This window comes from Micromonospora sp. NPDC049047, assembly GCF_040649135.1.
Classification (GTDB): domain Bacteria; phylum Actinomycetota; class Actinomycetes; order Mycobacteriales; family Micromonosporaceae; genus Micromonospora.
On sequence record NZ_JBEZEY010000010.1, the window covers coordinates 22,675 to 48,014 of the forward strand.

22 protein-coding genes are annotated in these 25,340 nt (G+C 72.3%); 7 read left to right on the top strand and 15 right to left on the bottom strand.

The genetic code is table 11. The features are described from left to right. Positions 1 to 27: 27 nt before the first annotated feature. Entirely contained in the window at positions 28 to 1,452 is a 1,425-nt protein-coding gene (gene glnA / locus AB0B86_RS17780) for a type I glutamate--ammonia ligase (RefSeq protein WP_357410991.1), read from the bottom strand. Positions 1,453 to 1,714: 262 nt separating this feature from the next. Between glnA and AB0B86_RS17785 the strand changes: the two genes are divergently transcribed. Beyond that, the gene (locus AB0B86_RS17785) at positions 1,715 to 2,113 is read left to right on the top strand and encodes an RDD family protein (RefSeq protein ID WP_357410989.1); all 399 of its coding nucleotides are present in this window, start codon (positions 1,715 to 1,717) and stop codon (positions 2,111 to 2,113) included. 225 nt (positions 2,114 to 2,338) lie between these two features. Here AB0B86_RS17785 and AB0B86_RS17790 read toward each other — a convergent pair whose 3' ends face one another. Next, positions 2,339 to 3,025: a DUF4191 domain-containing protein gene (locus tag AB0B86_RS17790; protein WP_091407420.1), complete on the bottom strand. Its 687-nt coding sequence runs from the start codon at positions 3,023 to 3,025 to the stop codon at positions 2,339 to 2,341. 205 nt (positions 3,026 to 3,230) lie between these two features. Between AB0B86_RS17790 and AB0B86_RS17795 the strand changes: the two genes are divergently transcribed. Then, positions 3,231 to 3,401: a hypothetical protein gene (locus AB0B86_RS17795; protein WP_357410986.1), complete on the top strand. Its 171-nt coding sequence runs from the start codon at positions 3,231 to 3,233 to the stop codon at positions 3,399 to 3,401. Positions 3,402 to 3,517: 116 nt separating this feature from the next. Next, the gene (locus AB0B86_RS17800; protein WP_357418645.1) at positions 3,518 to 6,409 is read left to right on the top strand and encodes an AAA family ATPase; all 2,892 of its coding nucleotides are present in this window, start codon (positions 3,518 to 3,520) and stop codon (positions 6,407 to 6,409) included. Between the two features lie 72 nt (positions 6,410 to 6,481). On the opposite strand, the gene AB0B86_RS17805 is transcribed toward AB0B86_RS17800, so the two are convergent. Both AB0B86_RS17805 and lipA read right to left on the bottom strand, forming a co-directional pair. Beyond that, a complete protein-coding gene (locus AB0B86_RS17805) occupies positions 6,482 to 8,206 on the bottom strand; it encodes a hypothetical protein (RefSeq protein WP_357418647.1) in 1,725 nt (574 codons plus the stop codon). A gap of 69 nt (positions 8,207 to 8,275) precedes the next feature. Further along, positions 8,276 to 9,265: a lipoyl synthase gene (lipA, locus tag AB0B86_RS17810; protein WP_357418649.1), complete on the bottom strand. Its 990-nt coding sequence runs from the start codon at positions 9,263 to 9,265 to the stop codon at positions 8,276 to 8,278. Between the two features lie 447 nt (positions 9,266 to 9,712). On the opposite strand from lipA, the gene aspS reads away from it, so the two are divergent. Further along, positions 9,713 to 10,999 (top strand): aspartate--tRNA(Asn) ligase, encoded by a 1,287-nt coding sequence (gene aspS / locus AB0B86_RS17815; protein ID WP_357418651.1) that lies wholly within the window; start codon positions 9,713 to 9,715, stop codon positions 10,997 to 10,999. A 49-nt stretch (positions 11,000 to 11,048) separates the two neighbouring features. Here aspS and AB0B86_RS17820 read toward each other — a convergent pair whose 3' ends face one another. The 4 genes from AB0B86_RS17820 to AB0B86_RS17835 all read right to left on the bottom strand — a co-directional run bounded on the left by AB0B86_RS17820 (position 11,049) and on the right by AB0B86_RS17835 (position 15,443). Then, entirely contained in the window at positions 11,049 to 11,441 is a 393-nt protein-coding gene (locus AB0B86_RS17820) for a VOC family protein (protein WP_357418653.1), read from the bottom strand. Between the two features lie 45 nt (positions 11,442 to 11,486). Beyond that, on the bottom strand, positions 11,487 to 12,128 hold the full coding sequence (lipB, locus tag AB0B86_RS17825; protein ID WP_357418655.1) for a lipoyl(octanoyl) transferase LipB: 642 nt from the start codon (positions 12,126 to 12,128) through the stop codon (positions 11,487 to 11,489). A 135-nt stretch (positions 12,129 to 12,263) separates the two neighbouring features. Further along, positions 12,264 to 13,553: a hypothetical protein gene (locus AB0B86_RS17830; protein ID WP_357418657.1), complete on the bottom strand. Its 1,290-nt coding sequence runs from the start codon at positions 13,551 to 13,553 to the stop codon at positions 12,264 to 12,266. A gap of 57 nt (positions 13,554 to 13,610) precedes the next feature. Then, a complete protein-coding gene (locus AB0B86_RS17835) occupies positions 13,611 to 15,443 on the bottom strand; it encodes a DUF2079 domain-containing protein (protein WP_357418659.1) in 1,833 nt (610 codons plus the stop codon). A 212-nt stretch (positions 15,444 to 15,655) separates the two neighbouring features. Here AB0B86_RS17835 and AB0B86_RS17840 point away from each other — a divergent pair, with 212 nt between their 5' ends. Continuing rightward, positions 15,656 to 16,897 carry a PHB depolymerase family esterase gene (locus AB0B86_RS17840; protein ID WP_357418661.1) on the top strand — a complete coding sequence of 414 codons (1,242 nt, stop codon included), beginning with the start codon at positions 15,656 to 15,658 and terminating at the stop codon, positions 16,895 to 16,897. Between the two features lie 118 nt (positions 16,898 to 17,015). Here the strand turns inward: AB0B86_RS17840 and AB0B86_RS17845 are convergent, their stop codons facing one another. The 4 genes from AB0B86_RS17845 to AB0B86_RS17860 form a co-directional block, all read right to left on the bottom strand. Beyond that, on the bottom strand, positions 17,016 to 17,921 hold the full coding sequence (locus AB0B86_RS17845) for a TIGR01777 family oxidoreductase (RefSeq protein ID WP_357418663.1): 906 nt from the start codon (positions 17,919 to 17,921) through the stop codon (positions 17,016 to 17,018). A gap of 163 nt (positions 17,922 to 18,084) precedes the next feature. Next, positions 18,085 to 18,324: a hypothetical protein gene (locus AB0B86_RS17850; protein ID WP_357410964.1), complete on the bottom strand. Its 240-nt coding sequence runs from the start codon at positions 18,322 to 18,324 to the stop codon at positions 18,085 to 18,087. Positions 18,325 to 18,352: 28 nt separating this feature from the next. Further along, positions 18,353 to 18,715 (bottom strand): DUF6086 family protein, encoded by a 363-nt coding sequence (locus AB0B86_RS17855; protein ID WP_357410962.1) that lies wholly within the window; start codon positions 18,713 to 18,715, stop codon positions 18,353 to 18,355. Between the two features lie 130 nt (positions 18,716 to 18,845). Continuing rightward, a complete protein-coding gene (locus AB0B86_RS17860; protein WP_357418665.1) occupies positions 18,846 to 19,844 on the bottom strand; it encodes an aldo/keto reductase in 999 nt (332 codons plus the stop codon). A 56-nt stretch (positions 19,845 to 19,900) separates the two neighbouring features. Here AB0B86_RS17860 and AB0B86_RS17865 point away from each other — a divergent pair, with 56 nt between their 5' ends. After that, positions 19,901 to 20,314, top strand: coding sequence for a MerR family transcriptional regulator (locus tag AB0B86_RS17865; protein ID WP_357410958.1), 414 nt, complete (start codon positions 19,901 to 19,903; stop codon positions 20,312 to 20,314). Here the strand turns inward: AB0B86_RS17865 and AB0B86_RS17870 are convergent. Next, entirely contained in the window at positions 20,304 to 20,807 is a 504-nt protein-coding gene (locus AB0B86_RS17870; protein ID WP_357410956.1) for a hemerythrin domain-containing protein, read from the bottom strand. The genes AB0B86_RS17865 and AB0B86_RS17870 overlap by 11 nt on opposite strands. 95 nt (positions 20,808 to 20,902) lie before the next feature. Continuing rightward, positions 20,903 to 22,240 carry a low temperature requirement protein A gene (locus AB0B86_RS17875; protein WP_357410954.1) on the bottom strand — a complete coding sequence of 446 codons (1,338 nt, stop codon included), beginning with the start codon at positions 22,238 to 22,240 and terminating at the stop codon, positions 20,903 to 20,905. Between the two features lie 212 nt (positions 22,241 to 22,452). Here AB0B86_RS17875 and AB0B86_RS17880 point away from each other — a divergent pair, with 212 nt between their 5' ends. Next, a complete protein-coding gene (locus AB0B86_RS17880; protein ID WP_357418667.1) occupies positions 22,453 to 23,388 on the top strand; it encodes an SDR family NAD(P)-dependent oxidoreductase in 936 nt (311 codons plus the stop codon). 65 nt (positions 23,389 to 23,453) lie between these two features. Here AB0B86_RS17880 and sucB read toward each other — a convergent pair whose 3' ends face one another. After that, entirely contained in the window at positions 23,454 to 25,295 is a 1,842-nt protein-coding gene (gene sucB / locus AB0B86_RS17885) for a 2-oxoglutarate dehydrogenase, E2 component, dihydrolipoamide succinyltransferase (RefSeq protein WP_357410950.1), read from the bottom strand. Positions 25,296 to 25,340: the final 45 nt, after the last annotated feature.

The window sequence follows — 25,340 nt, forward strand, 5'->3', positions numbered from 1 at the left end:
CGGCCCGGCCGGTGATCGGTGACTGCGTCAGCAGTCGTAGTACATGGCGAACTCGTGCGGGGTCGGGCGCAGACGCACCGGGTCGACCTCGTTGGCGCGCTTCCAGTCCACCCAGGTGGAGATCAGGTCCGGGGTGAAGACGCCGCCCTCGAGCAGGTAGTCGTGGTCGGCCTCCAGCGAGTCGAGCACGGCCGGCAGCGAGCCGGGCACCTGCTTGACGTCGCCCCACTCCTCCGGCGGGAGGTCGTAGAGGTCCTTGTCGATCGGCGTCGGCGGCTCGATCTTGCTCTTGATGCCGTCCAGGCCGGCCATCATCATGGCCGAGAAGGCCAGGTAGACGTTCGCCGACGGGTCCGGCACCCGGAACTCGACGCGCTTGGCCTTCGGGTTCGCGCCGGTGACCGGGATGCGGGTGCAGGCCGAGCGGTTGCGCTGCGAGTAGACCAGGTTGACCGGCGCCTCGAAGCCCGGCACCAGGCGGCGGTACGAGTTGACCGTCGGGTTGGTGAAGGCCAGCAGCGACGGCGCGTGGTGCAGCAGACCGCCGATGTACCAGCGGGCCATGTCGGACAGGCCCGCGTAGCCGGTCTCGTCGTAGAACAGCGGCTCACCGTTGAGCCAGAGGCTCTGGTGGGTGTGCATGCCGGAGCCGTTGTCACCGAAGAGCGGCTTGGGCATGAAGGTGGCGGTCTTGCCGTTGGCCCAGGCCTCGTTCTTCACTATGTACTTGAAGAGCTGGAGCTGGTCACCGGCGTGCAGCAGGGTGGAGAACCGATAGTTGATCTCGGACTGGCCGGCGGTGCCCACTTCGTGGTGCGAGCGCTCCACGTTGAAGCCGGTGTCGACCAGGCGACGCACGATCGAGTCACGCAGGTCGGCGTAGTGGTCGACCGGCGGCACCGGGAAGTAACCGCCCTTGTACGCGGTCTTGTAACCACGGTTGCCGCCCGGCTCTTCGCGGCCGGTGTTCCAGGCGCCCTCGATCGAGTCGATGTAGTAGAACGACTGGTGCGCCGAGGTCTCGTGGCGGATCGAGTCGAAGATGTAGAACTCCGCCTCGGCTCCGAAGTAGGCGGTGTCGGCGATGCCGCTGGCCGCCAGGTACGCCTCGGCCTTCTTCGCCACGTTGCGCGGGTCCCGGCTGTACGCCTCGCGGGTGAACGGGTCGTGGATGAAGAAGTTCAGCGCGAGCGTCTTCTGCGCGCGGAACGGGTCGATGAACGCGGTGGCGACGTCCGGGAGCAGGAGCATGTCCGACTCGTGGATCGCCTGGAAACCGCGGATCGACGAACCGTCGAACGCGAGGCCGTCGGTGAAGAGGTCGTCGTTGACGGACTCGACCGGCAGGTTGAAGTGCTGCATCACGCCGGGCAGGTCACAGAAACGAACGTCGACGAACTTCACGTCCTCGTTCTTGAGGTATCGCAGCAGTTCCTCGGGGTTGGCGAACACACATCCTCCTGGCACGTCCACGGGGTGGCTAGGCTTCTGGCGACGCTAGGGCCGGGCGGTTGCCCGGCCGTGTCTCCGTTGTTTCTGCCGTGTTACGTCCCTCGCGGAGTGTCAGTGACGCGCCGGTCCACGCCTCCGGCCCACCGCGAACGCCGCCCGACTGCGCCAGTGTAGTGACATCTGCTGCCTTTGGCCCGAATTGGCGCACCGTGGCGGCGACACCCCGCAAGTCCTCATCCCCGCGCGGATACCCTTGATCGCTGTGACCAATCCGCACCCCCCGGCAGCGCCGGCCAGCGACCCCACCTTCAGTCCGCCGAGCCTCGGCAAGCGGTTCGGGGCGCTGGTCATCGACTGGGTGCTGTCCCTGCTGGTGTCCAACCTCTTCGCCGACCCGATCCGCGACAGTTGGGCGCCGGTGCTGGTGCTGGTGTTGGAGTACGGCTTCTTCCTCGGCCTGTTCGCCCAGACGCCCGGCATGTACATCACGAAGATCCGCTGCCTGAACTGGCACGACGGGGGCCGGATCGGGGTGCTCCGCGGACTGATCCGGGGCCTGCTGCTGGCCGTCGTCGTACCCGCGCTGATCATGGACGAGCACCGCCGTGGCCTGCACGACCGCCTCGCCGACTCGGTGATCGTCGACGCACCCCGAGGCTGACCCCGACTCCCCGCGCCCAAGCGGGTCTCCCGGCTCGGTGGCCCGGTGATCGTGCTCGATCCTTGTTGTGGTGGCATCCCCGCACCGCCGAGGCCACTACATGCAGGTTCGAGCACGATCACGGGGTCGCCCGCACCCGGCGGTGGGACGGGGCGGGTGCGCTGGAACGGGAAAGAGCCGGACCCGTGCTCGGGTCCGGCTCTTTTCGGCGTACGTCGAAGGGGTCTAGCGGCCCCGCGACTGGCGGAAGGCGCCCGGCGGCCGCATGTTCTTCGGGATCGCGCCCTTGGGCATCTGCGGACGCGCGGTGAGGGCCTTGAGCCGCTTGTCGAGCGAGTTGACGTCCTTGCCGGAGAGCGCGCGCGGCAGCCGCAGCAGCGTCGTGCGGAGCTTGCGGATCGGCAGCTCGCCCTCCTCCTGCCCGATCACGTAGTCGTGCAGGGGCGCGGAGCCGATCACCTTCGACAGCCGCCGCTTCTCCTGCCCGAGCAGGCCGCGCACCCGCTGCGGGTTGCCCTCGGCCAGCAGGATCACGCCCGGCCGGCCGATCACCAGGTGGACCATGTCCATCTGGGTGGTCGAGCTGACCGCAGGGGTCACCCGCCAGTCGCCGCGCATGTTCTCCATGATCTGCGCCGCCGCGCCAGGCTGCCCCTCGGCGGCGTTCATCATCGCCTTGTTTGACCGCAGGTTGAGGACGATCAGCACCGCGAGCAGGACGAACAGGATGCCGATCGGCAGCCAGATCCAGCTCCAGAGGATGACCGCGACCACGGTGAGGGCGAGCGGGATGAGCACCGCGGCGGCGACCAACGGCGCGAACCACCGGTCCTGCTTGGCGGTGAACTGGAACACCATCCCGATCTGCTTCAGCCGTTGGCCGAACGAGACCTTCTCCTGGGGCTTTGCCATGCCGCAGAGTCTAGTGGTCGCCGCCCGGCCCGTTGATCCGCGTCCGGGTGCCGGCCGACTGAGTACCTTACGTCGCCTCGCCGCTGCGGCCCGGGCGAGTAAGGAGGGTACCGGCGGTGAAGATCAGGCGCTGTGCCCATGCCGGGGTGGGGCCTTCGCGCGAAGAGTCGTCAGCAGCGACGACACCACGACGAAGGAGACCGACATGTTCGGCAACGACGCGGAATTCCTGCTCTCCCTGCACCGTACGCACGCCGCCGAGCTGCGCGCCGAAGTGGCCGCCGCCCAGCTCGCCCGCGCGGTGTCGCGACGCCCCGGCCGCACCTGGCTGGGCCGCCGCCAGCAGACCCGCCGCCTCGGCGACGACCGCCGGTGACCGCGCCCGCCCCGGCGGCCCCGCCCACGGCACCCGTCCCGCGGGACGGTCGACCACCGGCCGTCCCGCCGGTCGGCGGGGCAGGTGCGGGCGGCCGCCATGGCATGCTCGCTTCCGTGACCGTACGCGCCGCCAGCTCCGTCATCGTCGGCCGCCAGCGTGAGCTGGCGACGCTGCGCGAGACGCTGACCCGTGCGGGGGCGGGGGAGCCGACCACAGTGCTGGTCGGTGGCGAGGCGGGGGTGGGCAAGACCCGGCTGTTGGAGGAGTTCTCCGCCGGAGCCACCGACGGCGGGGCGCGGGTGCTGGTCGGCCAGTGCCTGGAGCTGGGCGAGGCGGGTCTGCCGTTCGCCCCGTTCGCCGCGGCCCTGCGTGCGGTGCTGCGTGTCGACGGTCCCGAGGTGTTCGCCGGGTACGAGGCGGAGTTCGCCCGGCTGCTGCCGGAGCTGGGCCGAGCGACGCTGGCCACGCCGAGCGCCGCCCCGGTCGGTGACGCCCCACGCGGCTACCTGTTCGACCTGGTCGCCGAGCTGTTCCAACGGCTCGCCGACACCCGGCCGCTGGTGCTGCTGATCGAGGACCTGCACTGGGCCGACCGCTCCACCCGCGACCTGATCGGCTTCCTGGTCCGGGCGGCCCGACCGGGTCGGCTGCTGCTGGTCTGCACCTACCGCACCGACGAGTTGCAGCGCGGGCACCCGTTGCGCCCGTTCCTGGCCGAGCTGGACCGGGTCCGTGGCGTGCACCGGGTCGAGCTGGGCCGACTGGACCGCGACGGCACCGGCGCGATCCTCGCGGATCTCCTCGGCGCCGAGCCGACCACACGTGCCGTCGACGACGTCCACGAGCGTACCCAGGGCAACCCCTTCTTCATCGAGGAGCTGGCCGTCGCCGGCGATCCGGTCGGCTGCGCGGCGCTTCCCGAGACCCTGCGCGACCTGCTGTTGGCCCGGGTGGACCGGCTGCCCGAGCCGTCCCAGCGGGTGCTGCGGATCGCCGCGGCCGGCGGCACCCGGTTCGCCCACGACCTGCTCGCCGAGGTCGCCGGGCTGCCGGACACCGAGTTGGAGGACGCGCTGCGGGCTGCCGTCGCCGCCCAACTCGTGGTGGCCGACCCGGACGGCGACTACGAGTTCCGGCACGCGTTGGTCCGCGAAGCCGTGCACGACGAGTTGCTGCCCGGCGAGCACGCCCGGCTGCACGCCCGCTTCGCCGCCGCGATCGAGGCGCAGCCGCACCTGGTCGCCGTCGGCCGGGCCCCGGCCGAGGTCGCCCACCACTGGTACGCCGCACACCACCACCCGCGCGCCCTGGTCGCCGCGCTTTCCGCGGCCCGCGCCGCCGCCGACCGGTACGCCTACGCCGAGCAGCGTCGACTGTTGGAACGGGCGCTGGAGCTGTGGGAGCTGGTGCCCGCCGCCGCCGACCTGCTCGGCATCGACCACCTGGCGTTGCTGGAGCAGACCCTGGACGCGGCGATCACCGCCGGTGACTTCAGTCGGGCCATCACCCTGACCCGGGCCGGGCTTGCCGAGGTGGACGCCGACGCGGCGCCGCTGCGGGCCGCCCGCCTGCTGGACCAGCGGGGTCGACTGCTGGCCCTGCTCGGCAAGAGTGACGGCAGCCGTGAGCTGGATGAGGCGTACCGGCTGGCGGCCGGTGGCCCGGCCGGCGTGGAGCGGGTCCGGCTGCTCGCCGACATCGCCTCGCACCTGGCCAAGATCGCCCCTCAGCAGGCCGCTCGGGTGGCCGCCGAGGCGGGTACCGCCGCCGCGGCCCTCGGCGAGGAGTTGGCCCTGCTGCCGACGCGGATCGCCCTGCTCTGCCACGGCGAGCGGGATCTGGAGCGCGGGTTGACCGAGCTGGCCGAGGTGGAGGCCGTCGCCCGCACGGCCGGGGACACGGCAGCGCTGGTGCTCGCCAAGGTGTTCCAGTCGGACCTGCTCTGCGAGCTGGGCCGCTACGCCGAGTCCGCCCAGGCGGCGGAGGCCGGCGTGGCCGAGGCGCGGCGGGTGGGGATCAGCCGCTCGACCGGGGCGTACCTGCTGTCGAACCGGGCCGAGGCGCTGATCGCGCTGGGTCGGTGGGACGAGGCCGAGGCGGTGTGCGCGGAGGCCGCCCGGATCGACCTGTCCGGCGTCACCGGCTTGCACTGGCTCCAGTTGGGCGCCGGGCTGCGGCTGGCCCGCGCCCATCCGGGCACCGACGAGCTTGTCGACCGGGCGTTGGCCTTCCTCAGCCGGCCCTACCTGTGGCCGAACCACCGCTTGCCCCTGCACGAGCTGGGGATCGAGGCCGCGCTCGCCGCCGACGACAAGGTCGAGGCGGTACGCGCCGCCCGCGCCGCGGTGACCGACGCGCATCTGCCGCAACTGCCCCGGGAGGGCTGGCCGGTGCTCAGCGCCGTCGCCCGTACCGCCGCCCGGGTTGGTGACCGGGACCTGGCCGCCGCGGCCACCGCGCTCGCCGCGGACCTGCCGGCCCGACACCCGGCGGCGCTGGCGCACGCCGCCCAGGTCACCGCGCTGCTGGCCGTCGGCGACCAGGCGCTGCCGGCCTGGCGGACGGCGGTGCACGCGTGGCGTGCCGACGGGCAGCCGTACCCGCTCGGTCGGGCGTTGCTGGCGCTGGCCGAGGCGGGCGCAGCCGTCGGCGAGCGGGCCGAGGTGTCGGCGGCCGTCACCGAGGCCGCGGAGATCGCCCGGCGGTTGGGCGCGACACCGCTGGCCGAGGCGGTCGCAACCCTGGCGCGGCGGGTCGGCCTGCGCGGGACGGGTCAGGGCGGGGCCGGCGCCGATCTGCTGACCGCCCGGGAGCGGGAGGTGCTGCGGCTGGTCGCCGAGGGGCACAGCAACAGCCGGATCGCCGAGCAGTTGTTCATCTCCCCGAAGACGGCAAGCGTGCACGTCTCCCGGATCATCGCGAAACTCGACGTGACGAACCGGGGGGAGGCCGCCGCGCTGGCCCACCGCCTCGGCCTGCTCGCCGAGCCCGCGCCACCCCGCTGACGAGCGCGCCAACGACCTGAGCCTGCGGTCGTCGTTGCGGGCGCACCGGAACTGGCGGGGCGGGCGCGGCGGTCATGCCGACGGCAGGTAGATCCGCCATCCGTCGATCGTCACCAGGTCCAGGCTGCCCGGCGCGGCGCGCAGCCGTTCGTCGAGCGTGTGCGCCAACGGCGAGCCGGTCGGTGCGACCCAGGCGGGCGCCACCGCGCCGTCCACCTCCCGCCGGTACGCGGGGTAGCGGTCGAAGCCGGGGCGGAGCGCGTCGTCGACGACCGCGCAGACCACCTGCTCCGCCGCGGCGAAGGTGAGCCGGTTGCAGGTCCAGTAACCGGCGCGGACGTGTCGTACGCCGAGCTGACGCAGGGTGGCCACCAACTCGGTGTGCCGGGCCTCGGCGGCGTGCGTCGCGGGGGCGGTCCGCGCTGCCTGCCAGGTGGCCTGGCCGGCGGTGCCCACTGTGGCCACGAGCAACGCCAGCGCGACCGGGCGGGCCAGCGCCGACCCGACGCCGCGACGGTCGCCTGCGGACTGCCGGAGACCGCCACGGGCCGACGCCCAGACCGGCCACAGCAGAGCCGGCAGGGAGATGAGCAGGCAGGACAGATAACGGGCACTCTCCACCGGGGTGAGCCCGGCGGAACTGCTCACGGTGTACGCGCCGAGGGTGGCGACCGCGGCCAGCACGAGCGCCAGCCAGATCGCCGCCGACACCCGGGCCGGAACCGCAGCAGCGCCGCCAGGTCCGCCAGCGCTGGCAGGTCCGTCAGCGCTGGGCCCGACACCGCCAGGTCCGCCAGCGCCACTGGAGGCAGGGAGTGCGGGTGCCGCCGCGCGACGCAGCGTCCGCCAGGCGGTGGCGGCGGCGAGGACAAGCAGCAGCGGCAGGGCGACCGCCCACCACAGTTGCCAGGCGGCGCACCGCCCAGGATCGCAGAACCCCATGCCCAGTGCCGGGCCGAGCAACAGGCCGCCGTGCAGCCGGTCCGCCCATCCCGCGCTGGCGTTCGCACCGCTGGCGGCGAGCACCGCGTCCAGTGGGTTCCGGCCGGTCAGCAGGCTGTCCAGCAGCAGCGGGGCGGCCCCCAGCGCGGCGGCGGCCCCGAGCAGCGCCCCGGCCGCACCCCGCAGCTCCCGGTGGCAGTACCCGACGAGCACCGCACCGATCGCCACCACGTACGGCAGCACCAACGGGTCGACCCAGAGCATCAGGCCGGCCAGGAACCCCCACATCGTCCAGCGCGCCAGCCGCCACCCCGGCCGCCCGGTGGCCAGATCCACGGCGAGTACGGCCAGCGCCATCCCGACCGCGTTCATCTCCGGGTAGCCGCCGCCGGCGATCAGCTGGTTCTTGACCAGCCGATCCGAGCCCAGGGCCAGCACCGCCACCACCAGCAGCCCGAACCATCGGTCCCCGGTCAGTCGCAGCGTCAGCCGCCAGGCGAGCAGCAGGAACAACGCGTACAGCGCGAGGGTGGGCAGTCGCAGACCGAGCAGCGAGGGCCCACCGGCCACTGCGAACACCGGGGCGGCCAGGTACGCCTCCAGCGGGCCCATGTACTGCTGGCCGTAGAACCAGACAGGGAAGTCCTCGCCCCGGGAGATGTGCAGCGCGGCCAACCCCATGGCGGCCTCGTCGCTGTTCGTCAAGGGCGCGGCGTGCCACAGCAGCCAGAGCCGGTAGCCCACCCCGGCGAGCACTACCAACCCGGTGAGCCAGCCGACCGACCCGAGACGCCCGCCCGCCCGTGGGCGCGGGGAGCCCGCGCCACGCGGCTGGTGGCGTACGCCGAGGGTCATTCCACGATCATGACATTCGGACGCCGGATGGCCGCGCGACGCGAGCGGCCGGGGTGGGACCGGGGCGGGTCAGCCCGCGGTGACGACCGCGGCGCGGGCGTCGAGCGCCTGCTTGTAGAGCCGACCGGCCCGGTACGACGAACGCACGAGCGGACCGCTCATCACCCCGGCGAAGCCGATCTCCTCGGCCTCCTCGCGCAGCTCCACGAACTCCTCCGGCTTGACCCAGCGGGTCACCGGGTGGTGCCGGGGGGTGGGGCGCAGGTACTGCGTGATCGTGATCAGCTCGCAGCCGGCCCCGTGCAGGTCGCGCAGGGCCTGGGAGATCTCGGCGCGCTCCTCGCCCATGCCCAGGATGAGGTTGCTCTTGGTGACCAGGCCGTCGGCGCGGGCCTGCCGGATCACGTCGAGCGAGCGGTCGTAGCGGAACGCCGGTCGGATGCGCTTGAAGATGCGCGGCACGGTCTCCACGTTGTGCGCCAGCACCTCCGGACGGGACCCGAAGACCTCGGCCAACTGCTCGGGCACGGCGTTGAAGTCCGGGATCAGCAGCTCGACGCCGCAACCGGGCTGCAGGGTGTGGATCTGTCGGACGGTCTCGGCGTACAGCCAGGCACCGCCGTCGGGCAGGTCGTCCCGGGCGACACCGGTGATGGTGGCGTAGCGCAGCCCCATCGCGACCACCGACTCGGCGACGCGGCGCGGCTCGTCGGCGTCGAACTCGGCCGGCTTGCCGGTGTCGATCTGACAGAAGTCGCAGCGCCGGGTGCACTGGTCGCCACCGATGAGGAAGGTGGCCTCCCGGTCCTCCCAACACTCGTAGATGTTGGGGCAGCCGGCCTCCTGGCAGACGGTGTGCAGCCCTTCACGCGAGACGAGCCCGCGCAGTTGGGTGTACTCCGGGCCCATCTTGGCCTTGACCTTGATCCATGGCGGTTTGCGCTCGATCGGCGTCTCGGCGTTGCGCGCCTCGATCCGCAGCAGACGTCGCCCCTCGGGGGCCGCCGTTGCGGTGCGCGCTGCCTGGCCGGTCGTCGGCGCGGAGTGCTCGATCGTCACGAAAACGAGCCTACGCCGGACGGCGGGCGTCTATGTGCGTCGGGCGACCGGCGTCACGCCCCAGACCTTGTGACGCCGGACACCGGGATGTCGAAAATGGGCGTCACACGAGCGGGTTTCGGGTGCTACGGTCTGCGCCAACAGCGATGACGGAGCCGAGTAGCGCCCCGACCCGCCAGTGCAGAGAGCCGCCGGTTGCTGAGAGGCGGTCTGGCGCCGGGTGCGTGAAGACCCTCCCGAGCTGCGGGCAGAACGGCCGCGACGCCTAGTAGAGCCCGCCCGGCTGGCCCCGGTCATCAGGCGACGAACGAGGCCCCCGCTCCGGCGGGGGTGAAGGTGTGGTGGCACCGCGAGGATCCCGCTCGCCCACACCTCCCTGGGGCTGATGCGACGCTTCGCTTCCTCAGGGCGGCGACGGCGTGGCGATCGACCGAGGAGCAGCCCGCCATGAAACGAACCCTGTCCCACCACCTGCCCACCCGGATCGGCGAGACCGTGCGCGTCGCCGGCTGGGTGCACCGCCGCCGACTGCTCAAGTCGGTGGCGTTCCTGATCGTGCGGGACGCCACCGGCCTGGCCCAGGTGGTCGTCACCGACCCGGCCGTCCGCGCCGAGCTGGAGAAGCTTCCCGAGGAGACGGTCGTCGAGGTCACCGCGACGGTCACCGCGAACGACACCGCGCCCGCCGGGGTCGAGCTGACCGACCCGGAGGTACGCCCGCTCGGGCCACCCGCCGTGCCGCCACCGTTCGACCTGTACCGGCCGGCGCTCACCGCCAGCCTGCCCACCCAGCTCGACAACGCGCCCACCGCGCTGCGACACCCCACCCGGTCGGCCGCGCTGCGGATCTCGGCGGCGGCGGTGGCCGGTTTCCGGGCCGCCCTCGACGCCCGGGACTTCGTGGAGATCCACACCCCGAAGGTGGTCAGCTCGTCGACCGAGAGCGGGGCGAACGTGTTCGCGCTTGACTGGTTCGGCGGGCCCGCGTACCTGGCCCAGTCACCGCAGTTCTACAAGCAGTTGATGGTCGGTGTCTTCGAACGCGTCTACGAGGTGGGGCCGGTCTTCCGGGCCGAGCCGCACGACACCGTCCGGCATCTCGCGCAGTACACGTCGCTCGACGCCGAGTTGGGCTTCGTCGCCGACCACTCCGACGTGATGCGGGTGCTGCGCGACACTCTGGCCGGGATGCTGGGCACGGTCGGCGAACGGGCCGGTGCCGCGCTGGAGACGCTCGGCGTCACACCGCCGCAGGTGCCCACGGAGATCCCGGCGGTGCACTTCACCGAGGCGTTGACGATCGCCGGTGCCCCCGCCGACGAACCGGACCTCGCACCCGCCCACGAGCGGGCACTGGGCGAGTGGGTCCGGCGCGAGCACGGCTCGGACTTCCTCTTCGTCACCGGCTACCCGATGGCGAAGCGACCGTTCTACACCCACCCGGACCCGGCGCGGCCCGCGTACTCCAACGGCTTTGACCTGCTCTTCCGTGGTCTGGAGCTGGTCACCGGCGGGCAGCGGCTGCACCGGCACGCCGACTACCTGGCGGCGCTGGCGGCCCGGGGAGAGCCGGTCGAGCCGTACGCCGGCTATCTCGACGCGTTCCGGCACGGCATGCCGCCGCACGGTGGTTTCGCCATCGGCCTGGAACGGTTCGTGGCCCGCCTGGTCGGTGCGGCCAACATCCGGGAGGTCACCGCGTTCCCGCGCGACCTGCACCGCCTGACCCCGTAGGAGGGTGCCCTGCCGGCCCACTCGATCTGGTGGAGCGGGCCGGTGGGGCTCAGGCGGGACCGAGCAGGTCCCAGAGATTGCCGGCGATGTCCCGGAAGACGGCGACCCGGCCGTACGATTCGGTGGGCGGCGGCTTGACGAACTCGACGTGCTTCTCGACCATCCGGCGGTAGGTGGCGTCGAAGTCGTCGACCTGGAGGAAGAACCCGACCCGGCCGTGGGTCTGGTCGCCCACCGCGGCCTCCTGCCGGTCGCCGTCGGCGCGGGCCAGCAGCAGCCCGGTGCCGCCGCCCGGCGGGCGGACCACCACCCAGCGCTTCGGTCGTCCGTCGTTGGTGAGCGACGGGGAGTCCTCGGCCAGCTCGAAGCCGAGGACGTCGGTGAAGAAGGCGATGGCGGGGTCGTACTCGGTGACGACGACGGTGACGAGATCGATCTGCACCGGCCGAGGGTAGGCGACCTTCGGTCACCCGGCGCGTGGCCGGTCTCAGACCGTGACGAGGGTCGCGAGTCGACGCTCGACCACCGGCAGCACGTCGGCCACGCTGATCGGGCGGCCCAGCTCGGCGGTGAGCGAGGTGACGCCCGCGTCCCGGATGCCGCACGGCACGATCCGGTCGAAGTGTGTCAGGTCGCAGTCGCAGTTGATCGAGAAGCCGTGCAGGGTGACGCCCCGGGCGACCCGGATGCCGATGGCGGCCACCTTGCGGGCCGGCCCCCGGTCGTCCTCGGGCACCCAGACCCCGCTGCGCCCCTCGACCCGGCCGGCGGTCAGCCCGAACTCGGCGCACACGTCGATGAGGAGCTCTTCGGTGCGCCGCACGTACGCGACCACGTCCACCGGGTCGGGCAACCGCAGGATCGGGTAGCCGACGAGCTGCCCCGGCCCATGCCAGGTGATCTTGCCGCCGCGGTCCACGTCGACGACCGGGGTGCCGTCCGTCGGCCGGTCCCACGGTTCGGTGCGCTTACCCGCGGTGTAGACGCTCGGGTGCTCCAGCAGCAGCACGGTGTCGCCGCGCTCGCCAGCCACCACCGACTCGTGCAGGCGTCGCTGCTCGTCCCAGGCGGCCTGGTAGTCGAGCAGACCAGCGCGGACGGCGGTGAGGCCGGAGATCGTCGTTGTCACGGTTTCCAGCCTAGTCCCGCTCCCGGCGATCTTCCCTGGTGAGCCGTCTCACCGGGGAAGATCGCGCCTGCTGTCCGTGCTGGGCCGGGGCCGCTCGGTGGCCGCGCCGGCCCGGCCCACCCGCGTCGCTCGGTGTCACGCCGACGCCGCGCCGGCTGCGGCTCGGCGACGAATGTGCCGAGCGACCAGGGCGACGCCGAGCAGCAGCGGCACGGCCAGCGTGAGGTAGACCCAGAGCGGGGCGGCGAACGGTGATGGCCGAGGCTCCGGCCCACCGAAGGCGGCCCGGGTCAGCAGGTCGTCCGGCACCATCAGGTCGGTCGAGCCGACCGGCGTGGTCACCAGCACGTCGCGACCGCCGTCGGGCGACAGCGCGGCGAGAACGGTCTGTCGGTCGGTGTCCCGCTCCGTTGCGCTGACGTACCGCACGATGGGGTCGTCGCCGCGCCAGCCGATGATCTCGCTGACCGAGGTGCCCGCCGGCAGGGCCTGACCGACGGCGTGGCCGGTGGCGGTGTCCAGGAACTCGACCCGCCAGGCGCGCGCCTGCGCCTGCTCCGGGGTGCACCGGGGCCCGGCGCAGCCGTCGAAGGCGAGCAGCGCGAGCCGCCGGCCGTCGGGATGCCAGGCGGCCGCGCCGGCGAGAGTTCGCCTGTCGCCCAGGTCGACCTGCCAACGAGGGCCGCCGCCGGCCGGGTCGACGACCACCAGTCGCTCGCGCTCGGCGAACTGGGCGGGCACGTCCGGCCAGCCGGTGACGGCCACCAGATCGCCTCCGGGTGACCAGGCCGCTGCGGTGTGCGCGGCGAAGGTGCCGACGTCGACCACCTGCTCGGTGCCCCGGAACGGGTCGACGACGAGCAGGTCGTCTGGCTTTTCCGGGTCGTTGAGCTGCTGATTGTCCGGTCCGTAGGTGATCACGTCGTCATCGTTGTCGCGGGTGCCCAGCACCTGCTGCCCGTCCGGCGACCAGGCCATCGGGTAGACGCCGACGCTCGCCGTGTGGCGCTGCCGGCCGGTGGTGAGGTCCAGCAGCTCGCCGGAGCCCGGCCGCAGGTAGTGCCGTCCATCCGGGGAGAGCAACCCGTGCCCCTCGGCGATGCCGATCGGGATCAGCCGGTACGCGCCGTCCCGGTCGACAAGCACGCCTGTCGACTCGAAATAGCGTGTGCGGTCGGTGAAGAACACCAGCGCGGCCGGGCCGGCCGGGCGTTGCCCCACGGTGGCCTGCCACAGCCACGGATTGTGCACCCGGGTCGGCACCACGCCGGCCGCGCTGCCGGAAGTCGTGGTGCTGCCGGCAGCCGTGGTGCTGCCGGTGACAGCGCTGTTCGCGGCCGTGGCGGCCGGCGCGCTGATTGCCACCAGCCCCAGCGCGACCCCAACCGCAGCGGCGCGCCGCAGCCGCCCGCCGATCTCTCCCATCAGCCCATTAGACGCGACGCAAGCCGGATGCGATGCCCCGCTCGGTTGTGGCGCGGTCTACCGGTCGGCCGGCGGGATCCGCCAGAGCCAGACGTCGTCGACCCGCTGCGGCTCGCCGAACAGTGCGGTGGCGGTACGCCGGACCGCCTCCTCGTCGACCTCGAACTTCGCGCCGTGCACCCGGTCGGCGAGCACCACCGTCTCGATCCGCCAGTGCCGCAGGTCCGACTGGACCTCCCGGAGCGTCCCGTCGGTGACGATCGGCACCAACCCGGTCCGGCCCGCCTGGTCCATCAACGCGCTGAGCGTGCGCGGCACCGGGCCGATCCGGCCGCGTCCGTCCGGCCCGCCGGGGCCGAGGAAGAAGCCACCCGGAATGGCGAACTCACCCTGCCGGTGCGACAACGCGTACGCCTGCCAGCGTTGACCGTCCGGGTAGATGTCCACTGTCAACGGCACCGGAGTGAGCACGCCGTCCTTCGAGACGTAGTCCCGCCAGGTGCCGGAGGTGATGAACCGGGGGATGGGTTCCCGCTCGTCGGTAAGCAGCGGGGTGGGCAGCAGCGGCACCAGGGCCACCGCGAACCCGATAAGCCACGCCACCTCGGTGGAGCGGTGTCGGGGCGGTGCGGCGCGCAACTGGTCGACGGTGTACGCCAGCAGCAACCCGATCACCGGCGCGACCACGAGCGCCAGCCGGGCCGGTAGCGCGGCGTTCACCACCGGCAGTTGTCCGAGCAGGTCGAAGGGCATGGGCAGGTCGGTGCGCCGCCCGTCGACCTTGGCGACCGGGCCGAAGGAGAGCACCGCGAAGATCAGCGCGAGGACGCCGAGCGCCCACAGGGTGGCCCGCCGGCTCGGGTCGGCCCGCCGCCAGAGCGCGACGAAGCAGACGACGGTGAGCACCAGCAGGGGGATGCCGAAGAACGAGTTCTCCTCGGTCGGGTTCGGTGCCAACGAGGTGCCCAGCCCCGCCTCGCCGGCGAGCGAGCGGCGCGGGAACGCGGCGAACGCGGCGATGTCCTCGGAGTGGATCACCGGGTCGAAGCCGGTGCCGTGGAACCGCTGCGGCCCGGCGAAGTGCAACCACAGCGGGTACGCCAGCAGCACGCCGGCCACCACCGCGGTCACCCCGAGCCCGCGCAGGAAGGTGGGGAGCGCGGCGCGTGCCTCGGCCCGGTTGGCCGGGTGCAGCGCCCAGACGGCGACGAACACCCCGAGCGCCAGCGCCGCGAAGAAGAGCCCCTCGGCGGCGATCGAGAAGGCCACCGCGACAAGTACGCCGAGGATCACCCCGTCGCGGAGCCAGTGTCCGGCGCGGCGCAGCGCGAACAGCCGCCAGACCAGCAGCGGCACCAGCCAGCCGGCGGTCCAGTTCAGGTGGGCGTTGGCGTGCGAGACCATGCCGGGGGAGTAGGCGATGAACAGGCCGCCGACCCCGGCGGCCAGCCGGCTGCGCACCAGGTGCCGGGAGAGCAGCCAGTACCAGGCCAGCGCGGTGGCGACCAGGTTCAGGGTGAGGATCACCAGGAAGGTGGCCGGCGGCCCGATCAGGTACGTGAGCGGGGCGAAGACCACCGCGTACACCGTGATCGAGGTGTTCACCGCGAGGTTCACACCGTCCGGGACGTTGATCAGATACGTGAAGAACGGGTTCTCCCCGTGGGTGACCGCGTGCCCGCCGAAGGCCAACAGCCACTCGAAGAGCGCCTGGTCGCTGGAGTTGACGGTGATGGTGCGGACGTTCGGGTCCCGCCACAGCCCACTTGTCACCCAGACGGCGAGCGCGAGGGCCACCAGCACGACGATCAGGTCGGCCCGGCGGTCCCGGACGACGCGTGGCGGTGACGCGGGTGCGGGCCCGGTGGCCAGCGACGGGGAGGACGGCACGCAGCGGACGTTACCAACCGGACCTGGACGGGCCGGTCAGACCGGCGGTTGTTGTCGGCCCGCCTTCCGACACGGTGGGTCGCTGGTGCGACGTACACAGCGGTCGGCGTAGATGTGTGAGCGCACCCCATGTCATAGCGGCGACACATCGTCGTAACGTCTCGGCAACTCGACAGTGACCCAGTTCACAGTCCGCCCCTCAGGAGGCCGCCGTGCGCCGCTCCTCGTCCACCCTCACCCGGCTGCTCGGTGCGGTCGCCGGGTTCGCCCTCGCCGTAGCGGGCGCGGTCGCCGTCGCCGCACCCGCCCAGGCCGCCACCCTCACCCAGGTCACCAGCTTCGGCTCCAACCCCGGCAACCTCACGATGTACGCCTACCGACCGGACAACCTGCCGGCCAACTCCCCGGCCGTGGTGCTGCTGCACGGGTGCGTCCAGAACGCCTCCGGATACTTCGCCAACTCCGGCTGGCAGAAGTACGCCGACCAGTGGAAGTTCACACTGATCGTCGCCCAGCAGCCGTCCGGCAACAACGCCAACTCCTGCTTCAACTTCTTCGAGGCCGGCGACACCACCCGGGGCCAGGGTGAGGCGCTGTCGATCAAGCAGATGGTCGACCACGCCAAGGCGAACTTCGGGGTGAACGGCTCCCGGGTCTACGTCAGCGGGCTCTCCGCCGGCGGGGCGATGAGCGCGGTCATGCTCGCCACCTACCCGGATGTCTTCGCCGCCGGGTCGATCATCGCGGGGATCCCGTACCGCTGCGCCACCAGCATGGTCAACGCGTTCAGCTGCATGAACCCCGGCGCGGACAAGACTCCGGCCGCCTGGGGCGACCTGGTCCGCGGCGCGTACTCCGGCTACACCGGCCCGCGCCCCCGGGTGGCGATCTGGCACGGCACCTCGGACACCACTGTCACCCCGCTCAACGGCACCGAGTCCCGCGACCAGTGGACCAACGTGCGGGGCGTGTCGCAGACCCCGACCAGCACGTCCTCGCTGCCCGGCAACACCAGCCTGGAGGTGTACGGCAACGACGACGTACGCCTCTACCGGGTCTCCGGCATGGGGCACGGCACCCCTGTCGACCCGGGCTCCGGCGCGGACCAGTGCGGCACCGCCGCCGCGTACTTCCTGGACACCATCTGCTCGACGTACCGCGACGCGCTCTTCTTCGGCCTGAACAGCGGCGGCACCACCCCGACCCCGACCCCGACCGCCACGCCCACCCCCACCCCGACGGCCACGCCGACCCCGACCCCGACGCCGACCCCGACCACGCCCGCGACCTGCGTGACGGCCAGCAACTACGCGCACGTGACGGCCGGCCGGGCGTACCAGTCCGGCGGGTACGCCTACGCCAACGGCTCCAACCAGCGGATGGGTCTCTACAACACCTTCTACACCACCGCCCTCAAGCAAACCGCCCCCAACTACTGGGTAATCGGCTGCTGACCCACCCCACCCCACCCCACCCCACCCCACCCCACCCCCCGGATCTCCCCGGTTGATCATGAAGTTATTGCCACGACACGCCGAGGCGAGTGGCAATAACTTCATGATCGACGGGGTCTCATGGTGTGGGGTTCAGGGCTGCGGTCAGGGCCTTGGGGAGGGTGGGGTGCCGGTAGGGGTAGGCGGCTCTGGTGAGGACGCCGGGGAGGACACGGGTGCTGGTGAGGGCCTCGTGGGAGAAGCCACCGAGGGCCACCTTGAGCGCCAGCGCGGGGATCGGGATGATCGCCGGACGGTGCAGCTGGCGGGCCAGCTCGCGGGTGAACTCGGCGTTGGTCACCGGGTGCGGCCCCACCACGTTTACCGGACCGGCGATCTCGTCGTGGTCCAGCAGGAAGACCGTCGCGTCCAGCCAGTCGACCATCGAGATCCACGGCAGCCACTGCCGGCCGCTGCCCAACCGGCCGGCGATGCCGAGCTTGAAGGGGAGTAGCTGCGGCTTGAGCAGCCCGCCGTGGCGGTCCAGTGGCAGACCGGTGCGCAGCCGCACCACGCGTACCCCGGCGTCCTCGGCCGGCCGGGTCGCGGCCTCCCACACCCGGCAGACGTCGGCCAGGAAGCCGTCCCCGGCCGGCGCGTCCTCCTCGACCGCCCGGTCGCCGGTGTTGCCGTACCAGCCCACGGCCGAGGAGTTGAGCAACACCCGGGGCCGGTCGGCGGCGGAGAGCCCGGCGATGGTGGTCGCCAGCGTGGTGGTGCTGTCCACCCGGCTGGTCCGGATCAAGCGCCGGTAGTCGTCGTTCCAGCGCTTGTCGCCCACGCCCGCGCCGGCCAGGTTCACCACCGCGTCGGCCTCGGCGACCACGTTCGGGTCGAGCTGCCCGGCGGTCGGGTCCCACTGCCGTTCGTCGGGGGTGCGCGGCGGCCGGCGGACCAGCCGGGTGATCTGGTGTCCGTCCGCCGCGAGCCGGTCGGCCAGCCGGGTGCCGAGGAAGCCGGACGCGCCGGCCAGAAGGATCCGCATGCTCATATCTTCGGGTACGGACGGCAGGTTGGCTGCGTCGAGCCCGCGCACCGACGCGCTGCGCCGGCCGCTCACCCCCCTTGCGCGACGTCCCACCCCGCTCGGCGTGTCGTCGGCGGCACCCGCGGCGGTCCGCGAAGGGTCGGCGCCCACCGGTGACGCGTCAGCCGGCGGGCGGCGGCGTGCACTCCTCGATCAGGGCCCAGGGGTTGAAGAACTTCGGCTGCGGGCCGAACAGCGCGCCGAGATGATGCGTCGGGGGTCCGGTGCGGTCGTCGCCGGGTAGCCAGACCGAGTCGCACTCGGGGCACAGCAGAAACATCCGCCCGCCACCCCGAACCCGGTACCAGGTCTGCCAGTCCTGCCCGCACGCCGTACAGGCGATCTTCTGGGAGTCGTTCACATCTGCCTTCCCCGGACTCGCGCCATCGCTAGACAGGCATGGTGGGCGCCAGCGTGGCGGCCTCGGCGAGCAGGGCGTCCAGCACCTCGCCGCCGGCCGGCGGAGGGGACCCACCGGCACGGTCCAGCAACACCAGGGAGACCAGGAGGACCCCGCGCAGCAACTGCGAGAGGGTGGGGTGACGGCCCCCGTTGTAGAACCGGAGAAGGTGGTCCACGAAGGTCGCGAACGTCGCCGGGTCGAGATCGCAGCTGCCGTTGCGCAAGGGCGTCAGACCTGACGGCGCCCCCACGACCTCCGCCACCGACCGGGCCTGGCCGAGGTAGACCTCGCCGACCCGGAGCGCCGGATCCCACACTGGCGTGTCGGCGGTCTGGAACGGATAGCTCACCGGGCGACTCCATCCTCAGCTGGACGTGGCGGCGTCGACGGATGCCACGCTACAAGTGCGTGATCGCTGGCGCTGTCCCACCGGGTGGGCCCAGCGTCCGCCGACGCCGCCCGGGGCCGTGGACCGGTGGTCAGGCCGCGTGGGCCGGACGCAGGTCGGCGAGCAGTCGCTCCACCTCGGCGTACGCCTCGGCGTCGAGCGGCCCGAGGGCCAGGGTGGCCAGGTTCTCGTCGGCCTGCGCCACGGTGCGCAGCCCGGGGATCGGCACCGTACGCGGGCTGCGCGCCAGCAGCCAACCCAACGCGCCCTGCGCCAGGGTCCGCCCGTCGGCGGTGAGCGCCGCGCGGACCTGCTCCACGCGGGTCACCCAGCGTGGCGTCGGCCGGCCGTCGGTGAACCACTCCAGCCATTCCGGCGCCCGCCCGCGCACGTCGTCCGCCCCGACCGCCCGGGTCGACCCGGTGAGCAGACCCATCGCCAGCGGCCCACGGTTGAGGCTGGCGAGGTCGTGGGCGTCGCAGACCGCCAGCACCGCGGCGTTGTCCCGCAGCACCGACTCGTCGTGCTGGATCGCTGCACAGTGCGGGCCGGCAGCCGCGAACGCCTCCGCCGAGGCGGGATCGTCGGTGCTCCAGCCGTACGCCCGGATCTTGCCCTGGTCGACAAGGCCCTCCAGGGTGTCGACCAGATCGAGCGCGGCGGGCACCGGCAGTGCGTTGATGTGCAGTTGGTAGAGGTCGACGTGGTCAGTGCCGAGCCGGCGCAGCGAGTCTTCCAGGCTGCGTACCGCGAAGGCCGGGCTGGTGTCGGTGCCGAGCGCCCGCCGAGTGGCCTCCTCGCTGACGTTGCCGAACTTGGTGGCGATGACCACGCTGTCCCGCCGCCCGGCCAGGGCCTGACCGAGGATCCGTTCGCTGTGCCCGGCGCCGTAGTTGCTTGCCGTGTCGAACAGGGTCACCCCGAGATCGAGCGCCCGGTGGATGGTGCGGATCGACTCGGCGTCGTCCACCTCACCCCAACCGAACGGCTGCCCGTCGTCACCCCAGAGCGGGCCGCCGATGGCCCAGCATCCCATTCCGATAGCGCTCACCGTGATGCCGCTGCGTCCCAGCGTCCGTGTCGTCGTCATGGTCACCAGCCTCCAACCTGGAGCGCACTCCAGGTCAAGCACTAGGCTCCTGTGACATGAGCGGTTACGCCCCCTCGGAGGCCGCCCGCCGCAGCGGCTTCAGTCTGGACACCCTGCGGTACTACGAGAAGATCGGCCTGCTCGCCGACGTGGAGCGGACGGCGGGCGGGCAGCGGGTCTTCACCGATGACGACCTCGGCTGGCTGGTGCTGTTCCGCTGCCTGCGCGACACCGGGATGCCGATCGCGCAGATGCGCCGCTACGCGCAGTTGGCCCGGGAGGGTGAGCACACCGTCGCCGAGCGACGCGAACTGCTGCACCACCACGCGGTGCGGGTGGAGGAGCAGATGCGCCTGCTCCAGCGCCAGTACGACCACCTGCGGGAGAAGATCCGCTTCTACGAGCGGCTGCCCGCTCCGGTGCCGGCGGCCGGACAGCCCGCCGGGATCGGCCCAGCCGTCAGCCGGTGAGGTGTGCCGGCGCGGTCAGGCCGAGGAGTTCCTCGGTCGTCCCGGGCCGGCCGGTGAGCGCGTTCAGTGCGCCTACCAGCCGCTTCTCCTCGTAGCGGAAGTGTGACTCCAGCAGCGCGGCCAACCCGTCAAGCTCGGCGCGCAGCTCGGGGCGCGGCACCGCCGTGTCGTCGGTGAGCAGCGCCTCGACCCGCGCCAGGATCCCCGCCACCACCTCGTGGTCGGTGATCAGGTTCGCGATGACCGGGCGCAGCTCGGGGACCTGCTCGGCCAGCAGTTCGAACGCGCCGGTGTCCTCACCGGTGTGGTGCCGGCCGAGCGCGGTGCAGAAGGTCAGGCAGTGCGCCCGCAGGTCACGGGACGCTCGCACGTCGCCGGAGGTGTCGAGGGTGGCCCGGAGGCGGGCCAGTTCCGCGCTGAGCCAGAGGTGGATCTCGATCATCTGATTGCCGACGGCGGCGAGGCGGCCGGCCGGTGAATTGCTCGGGTGCACGTTCGTCCCATGCTGTCCCCGCGCCTCCATGCCCACGGCGGCCTTCGGGCCGGGTGCACTGCGACGCTGCGCCGGAGTCTATCCGGGGCGGGGGGTCACGGGGTGGTCGGCTCGTCGCTCTCCCGGACGTCGTGCCAGCGGGCCCGCCAGGCGGCCTCGTGGGCCTCGTGGGTGGTGCGCTCCTGGAAGACCGCGGCCCGCAGCGCGTGCCGGGAATCCGACATCACCAGCACCTCGACCGCCACCAACCCCACGCAGATCACCGTCGCGAGGGTGAGCGCGCCGAGCGCCGGCAGGTGGTGGCCGACCGGCAGGGCGGCGGTCAGCACCACGATGACGCCGACCCGGGTCCAGGTGACGGTGTGCAGGGTTCGTAGCTGGAACAGCAGGTTGACGGCGAAGTAGCAGATCAACCCGCCGAACAGCATCGGCACGGCCGGACCCTCGATCCGCTCGGCGATCCCGCCGGCCGGGTCGGTGATCTTGTGCAGGATCTCCTCGTTGCCGATCGAGAAGAGGATCACCCCGGCGATCATCGGCAGGTAGAGGTACGCGTACGCGTCGCGGGCCATGGCCACCCGGGGGCCACCCTCCGCGGCGTGCAGGGCGATCCGGGCGGCCGGCCCGACGAAGTCGAAGTGCGCCCACCAGAGGGCTGCTGTGATCACGATGCCGAGCGCCGCGGCGGCCACCGCCGGCCAGGTCACCGGTTTGCCGAGCAGATTGCCGCCCACCCCGGTGGAGATGATGGACTCGCCGAGCGCGATGATCAGAATGAGGTCGTAGCGCTCCGTCCAGTGCTCGGCGCTGGTCACCCCCCAGCCCCAGGTGCCGACGATGAAGCCGGTGGCGTACTGCACGAGCACCACGGCGATCCACAGCCCGTCGCGAACCAGGGCGGCCTCGTCCGGTTCGGTGATCCTCGGCGGGATCAGCGCGGCGGCCAGCAGCAGCACGATGCTCAACGCCAGTTCCGGGGCGAAGCGGCGCAGCTGCCGGCGCTCCTGCGGGCTGTCCCGCACCACGTGCTGATAGAGGATCATGTGGACCGCCCGGACCACTACGTAACTGATGGCCACCAGCATCGGGCCGCCGGCGATCCCCTTCGGGTCGCTGAACGCCTGCGGCAGCGCCAACGCGAACGCGAACAGGGCCACCATGGCGATCACCATGAGCACCGGTACGTAGCCCTCGCCGAGCCGGACCCGGGTGGCGACCAGGCTGTGCACCACCCAGATCCACCACAGCACGGCCAGCACCAGAGCGGCGTGCAGCAGCTGTCGGCTGGAGATGTTCGCGGCGGTCGCCCGGGTGATGATGAAGAACGAGAAGACGAAGACCAGGTCGAAGAAGACCTCGAACTTGTCCACCCGGGCACCGGGGGCGATCGGGACGGCAGGACCCAGTCGCCCACCCCGCCGGTAGCTGCCCACGGTCCCACTCTGGCAGCGTCCGGCCTGGTCGAAGGCCCGAACGGCAATGGCGGCGCGGCCGAGCGTTACCTGCGGCCCGGGGCGGGAAAACGCCTGGACCGGCGTTCATCCGGTCCGCGGCGCCGGTGGCGGCGCGGACGCCGAATCATCGCCGCCAGCGGCCCCCGGCAGACGGGCCGGCCGGTCCGACCCACCCCGGACAAGGATGGATCATGACGACGAAGAACCCGATCACCACGTCATTCGCCCACACCTCCACTGCCATGGACGTGATCCGGGGTGTGGACCTCGTCGGCCGGCGGGCGATCGTCACCGGCGGTTCGTCAGGCATCGGCGTGGCGACCGCCCGCGCCCTGGCCAGCGCCGGCGCGGAGGTCACCCTTGCCGTTCGCAACCCGGACGCCGGCCAGCAGGCCGCCGACGACATCACCGGCACCACCGGCAACGACCGGGTCATGGTCGCGCCGCTCGACCTCGCCGACCAGGGATCAGTCGCCGACTTCGTCGCCAACTGGGACGGCCCGCTGCACATCCTGGTAAACAACGCCGGCATCATGGCCGCGCCGCTGAGCCGGACTCCGCAGGGCTGGGAGATGCAGTTCGCCACCAACCACCTGGGGCACTTCGCGCTCGCCACCGGGCTGCGCCCGGCACTCGCGGCCGCCGGCGGGGCCCGGATCGCCTCGGTCAGCTCCGCCGCCCACCTGCGCTCGCCGGTGGTCTTCGAGGACATCCAGTACGACCACCGCGAGTACGACCCGTGGCAGGCGTACGGGCAGTCCAAGACGGCGAACGTGTTGTTCGCCGTGGAAGCGACCCGGCGTTGGTCCGACGACGGCATCTTCGCCAACTCGCTGATGCCCGGCGCGATCCAGACCAACCTGCAGCGTTACGTGAGCGAGGAGGAGCTGAATCGGATGCGCGCCGGTAACGCGGCGGCCTGGAAGACAGTCGAGCAGGGCGCCGCCACCTCGGTGCTGGTCGCCGCGTCACCGCTGCTCGACGAGGTGGGTGGGCGCTACTTCGAGGACTGCCAGCAGGCCGCCCCCGCCCAGCCCGGCGGGCGCACGGGCGTCGCCGACTACGCGTTGGACCCGGAGGCCGCCGAGCGGCTCTGGCAGGTCTCCACCGATCTGCTGAAGAGCTGAGGTACGTACAGACGACGGGGCACCCCGGTCGACGACCGGGGTGCCCCATCGGTTGTTGCGGTGGATCAGGACAGACCCAGCTCCGACTCGAAGTTGCCGGCCTCCAGCCGCTCCTTGACCGCGGTCAGGAAGCGGGCCGCGTCGGCGCCGTCGATCAGCCGGTGGTCGTAGGACATGGCCAGGTAGACCATCGACCGGATGGCGACGACCTCGCCCAGCTCCGGGTCGTTGACCACGACCGGACGCTTGACCACGGCACCCGTGCCGAGCATCGCCGACTGCGGCGACGGCACGATCGGGGTGTCGAAGAGCGCGCCCCGGCTGCCCGTGTTGGTGAGCGTGAAGGTCGCCCCGGCCATCTCATCCGGGGTGATCTTGTTGGCCCGGGTGCGCTCGGCCAGGTCGGCGATCCGCTTGGCGATGCCGCCCATGTTCAGCTCACCGGCGTTGTGGATGACCGGCACGAGCAACCCGCGCTCGGTGTCCACGGCGATGCCCAGGTGCTCGGCCGCCGGGTAGGTGATCGTGCCGCCCGCCAGGTCCATGCTGGCCTGGATGATCGGGTACGTCTGGAGCGCCTCGACGGCGGCGAGCGCGAAGAACGGCAGGAAGGACAGCTTCACGCCGTGCTTGGCCTGGAACGACTCCTTCGCCCGCGTCCGCAGCTTGGCGACCCGGGTGACGTCCACCTCGACCACTGTGGTGAGCTGGGCCGTCTCCTGCAGCGACTGCTGCATCCGCTTGGCGATCGTCGCCCGGATGCGCGGCAGCTTCTCGGTGGTGCCCCGCTTGCTGCTCGGCTGCGGCTTCGCGGCCGGCGTGGCCGGGGCCGCCGACGGCGCGGCGGTCGGCTGCGCGGCGGCGGGAGCGGCCTTGGCGGCCTTCGCCTTCTCGGCCGCGTCGAGGACGTCCTGCTTGCGGATCCGGCCACCCACGCCGGTGCCGTTGAGCGTGGCCAGGTCGACGCCGTGCTCACCGGCCAGCTTGCGTACCAGCGGGGTGACGTATCCGGCGGCCTCCTCGCCACCACCCTGCGCCGGGGCGGACGGACGCGGCGGCGTCGAGGTCGGCGCGGCCGGCTGGGCGGCCTGCTCGGTCTTCGCCGGCTGCGCCGAACTCTCGGTCTCCGCGGCCGGCTCGTTGTACGACATGCCCGGCGTCGGCTCCTCGACCTTCGGCTCGGGCTTGGTCTCCGCCTTCGGCTCGGGCTTGGTCTCCGCCTTCGGCTCGGGCTTCGGCTCCGGCTTGGCCTGTGCGGGGGCCCCGCCGGCGACGCCGATGATCGCCAGGTCGGCGCCGACCGCTGCGGTCTCGTCCTCGGCGACCTTGATCTCCAGGACCGTGCCGGCGACCGGCGACGGGATCTCGGTGTCCACCTTGTCGGTGGAGACCTCCAACAGCGGCTCGTCGACCTCGATGGTCTCGCCGACCTGCTTGAGCCAGCGGGTGACAGTACCCTCGGTGACGCTCTCACCCAGGGCCGGCATCTTGACCGCGGTGCCCTCGCCCGAACCGCTCGCCGACGGGGCCGGCGCGTCCTCGGCCACGTCGTCCTGCGCCACCTGGTCGGCGGTGCCCTCGGCGGCGGCGGTCGGCTCGGCGGCCGGCTCGACCGCCTCGGCCGGGGCCTGCTCCTGCGGAGCGGCCTCGCCGCCACCCGTCGACTCGCCCTCACCGGCGATGACGGCGAGCTCGCTGCCGACCTCGGCGGTCTCGTCCTCGCCGACCACGATCCGGCTCAGCACGCCCGCCGCGGGCGACGGGATCTCGGTGTCGACCTTGTCGGTCGAGACCTCGAGCAGGGGCTCGTCGACCTCGACAGTGTCGCCCTCCTGCTTGAGCCAGCGCGTGACGGTGCCCTCGGTGACGCTCTCGCCGAGCCGGGGCATGGTGACCGATACCGGCATTTTCTGAGACTCCTTCATTCCCCTGGTGGGATCTTCGCCCGTCGC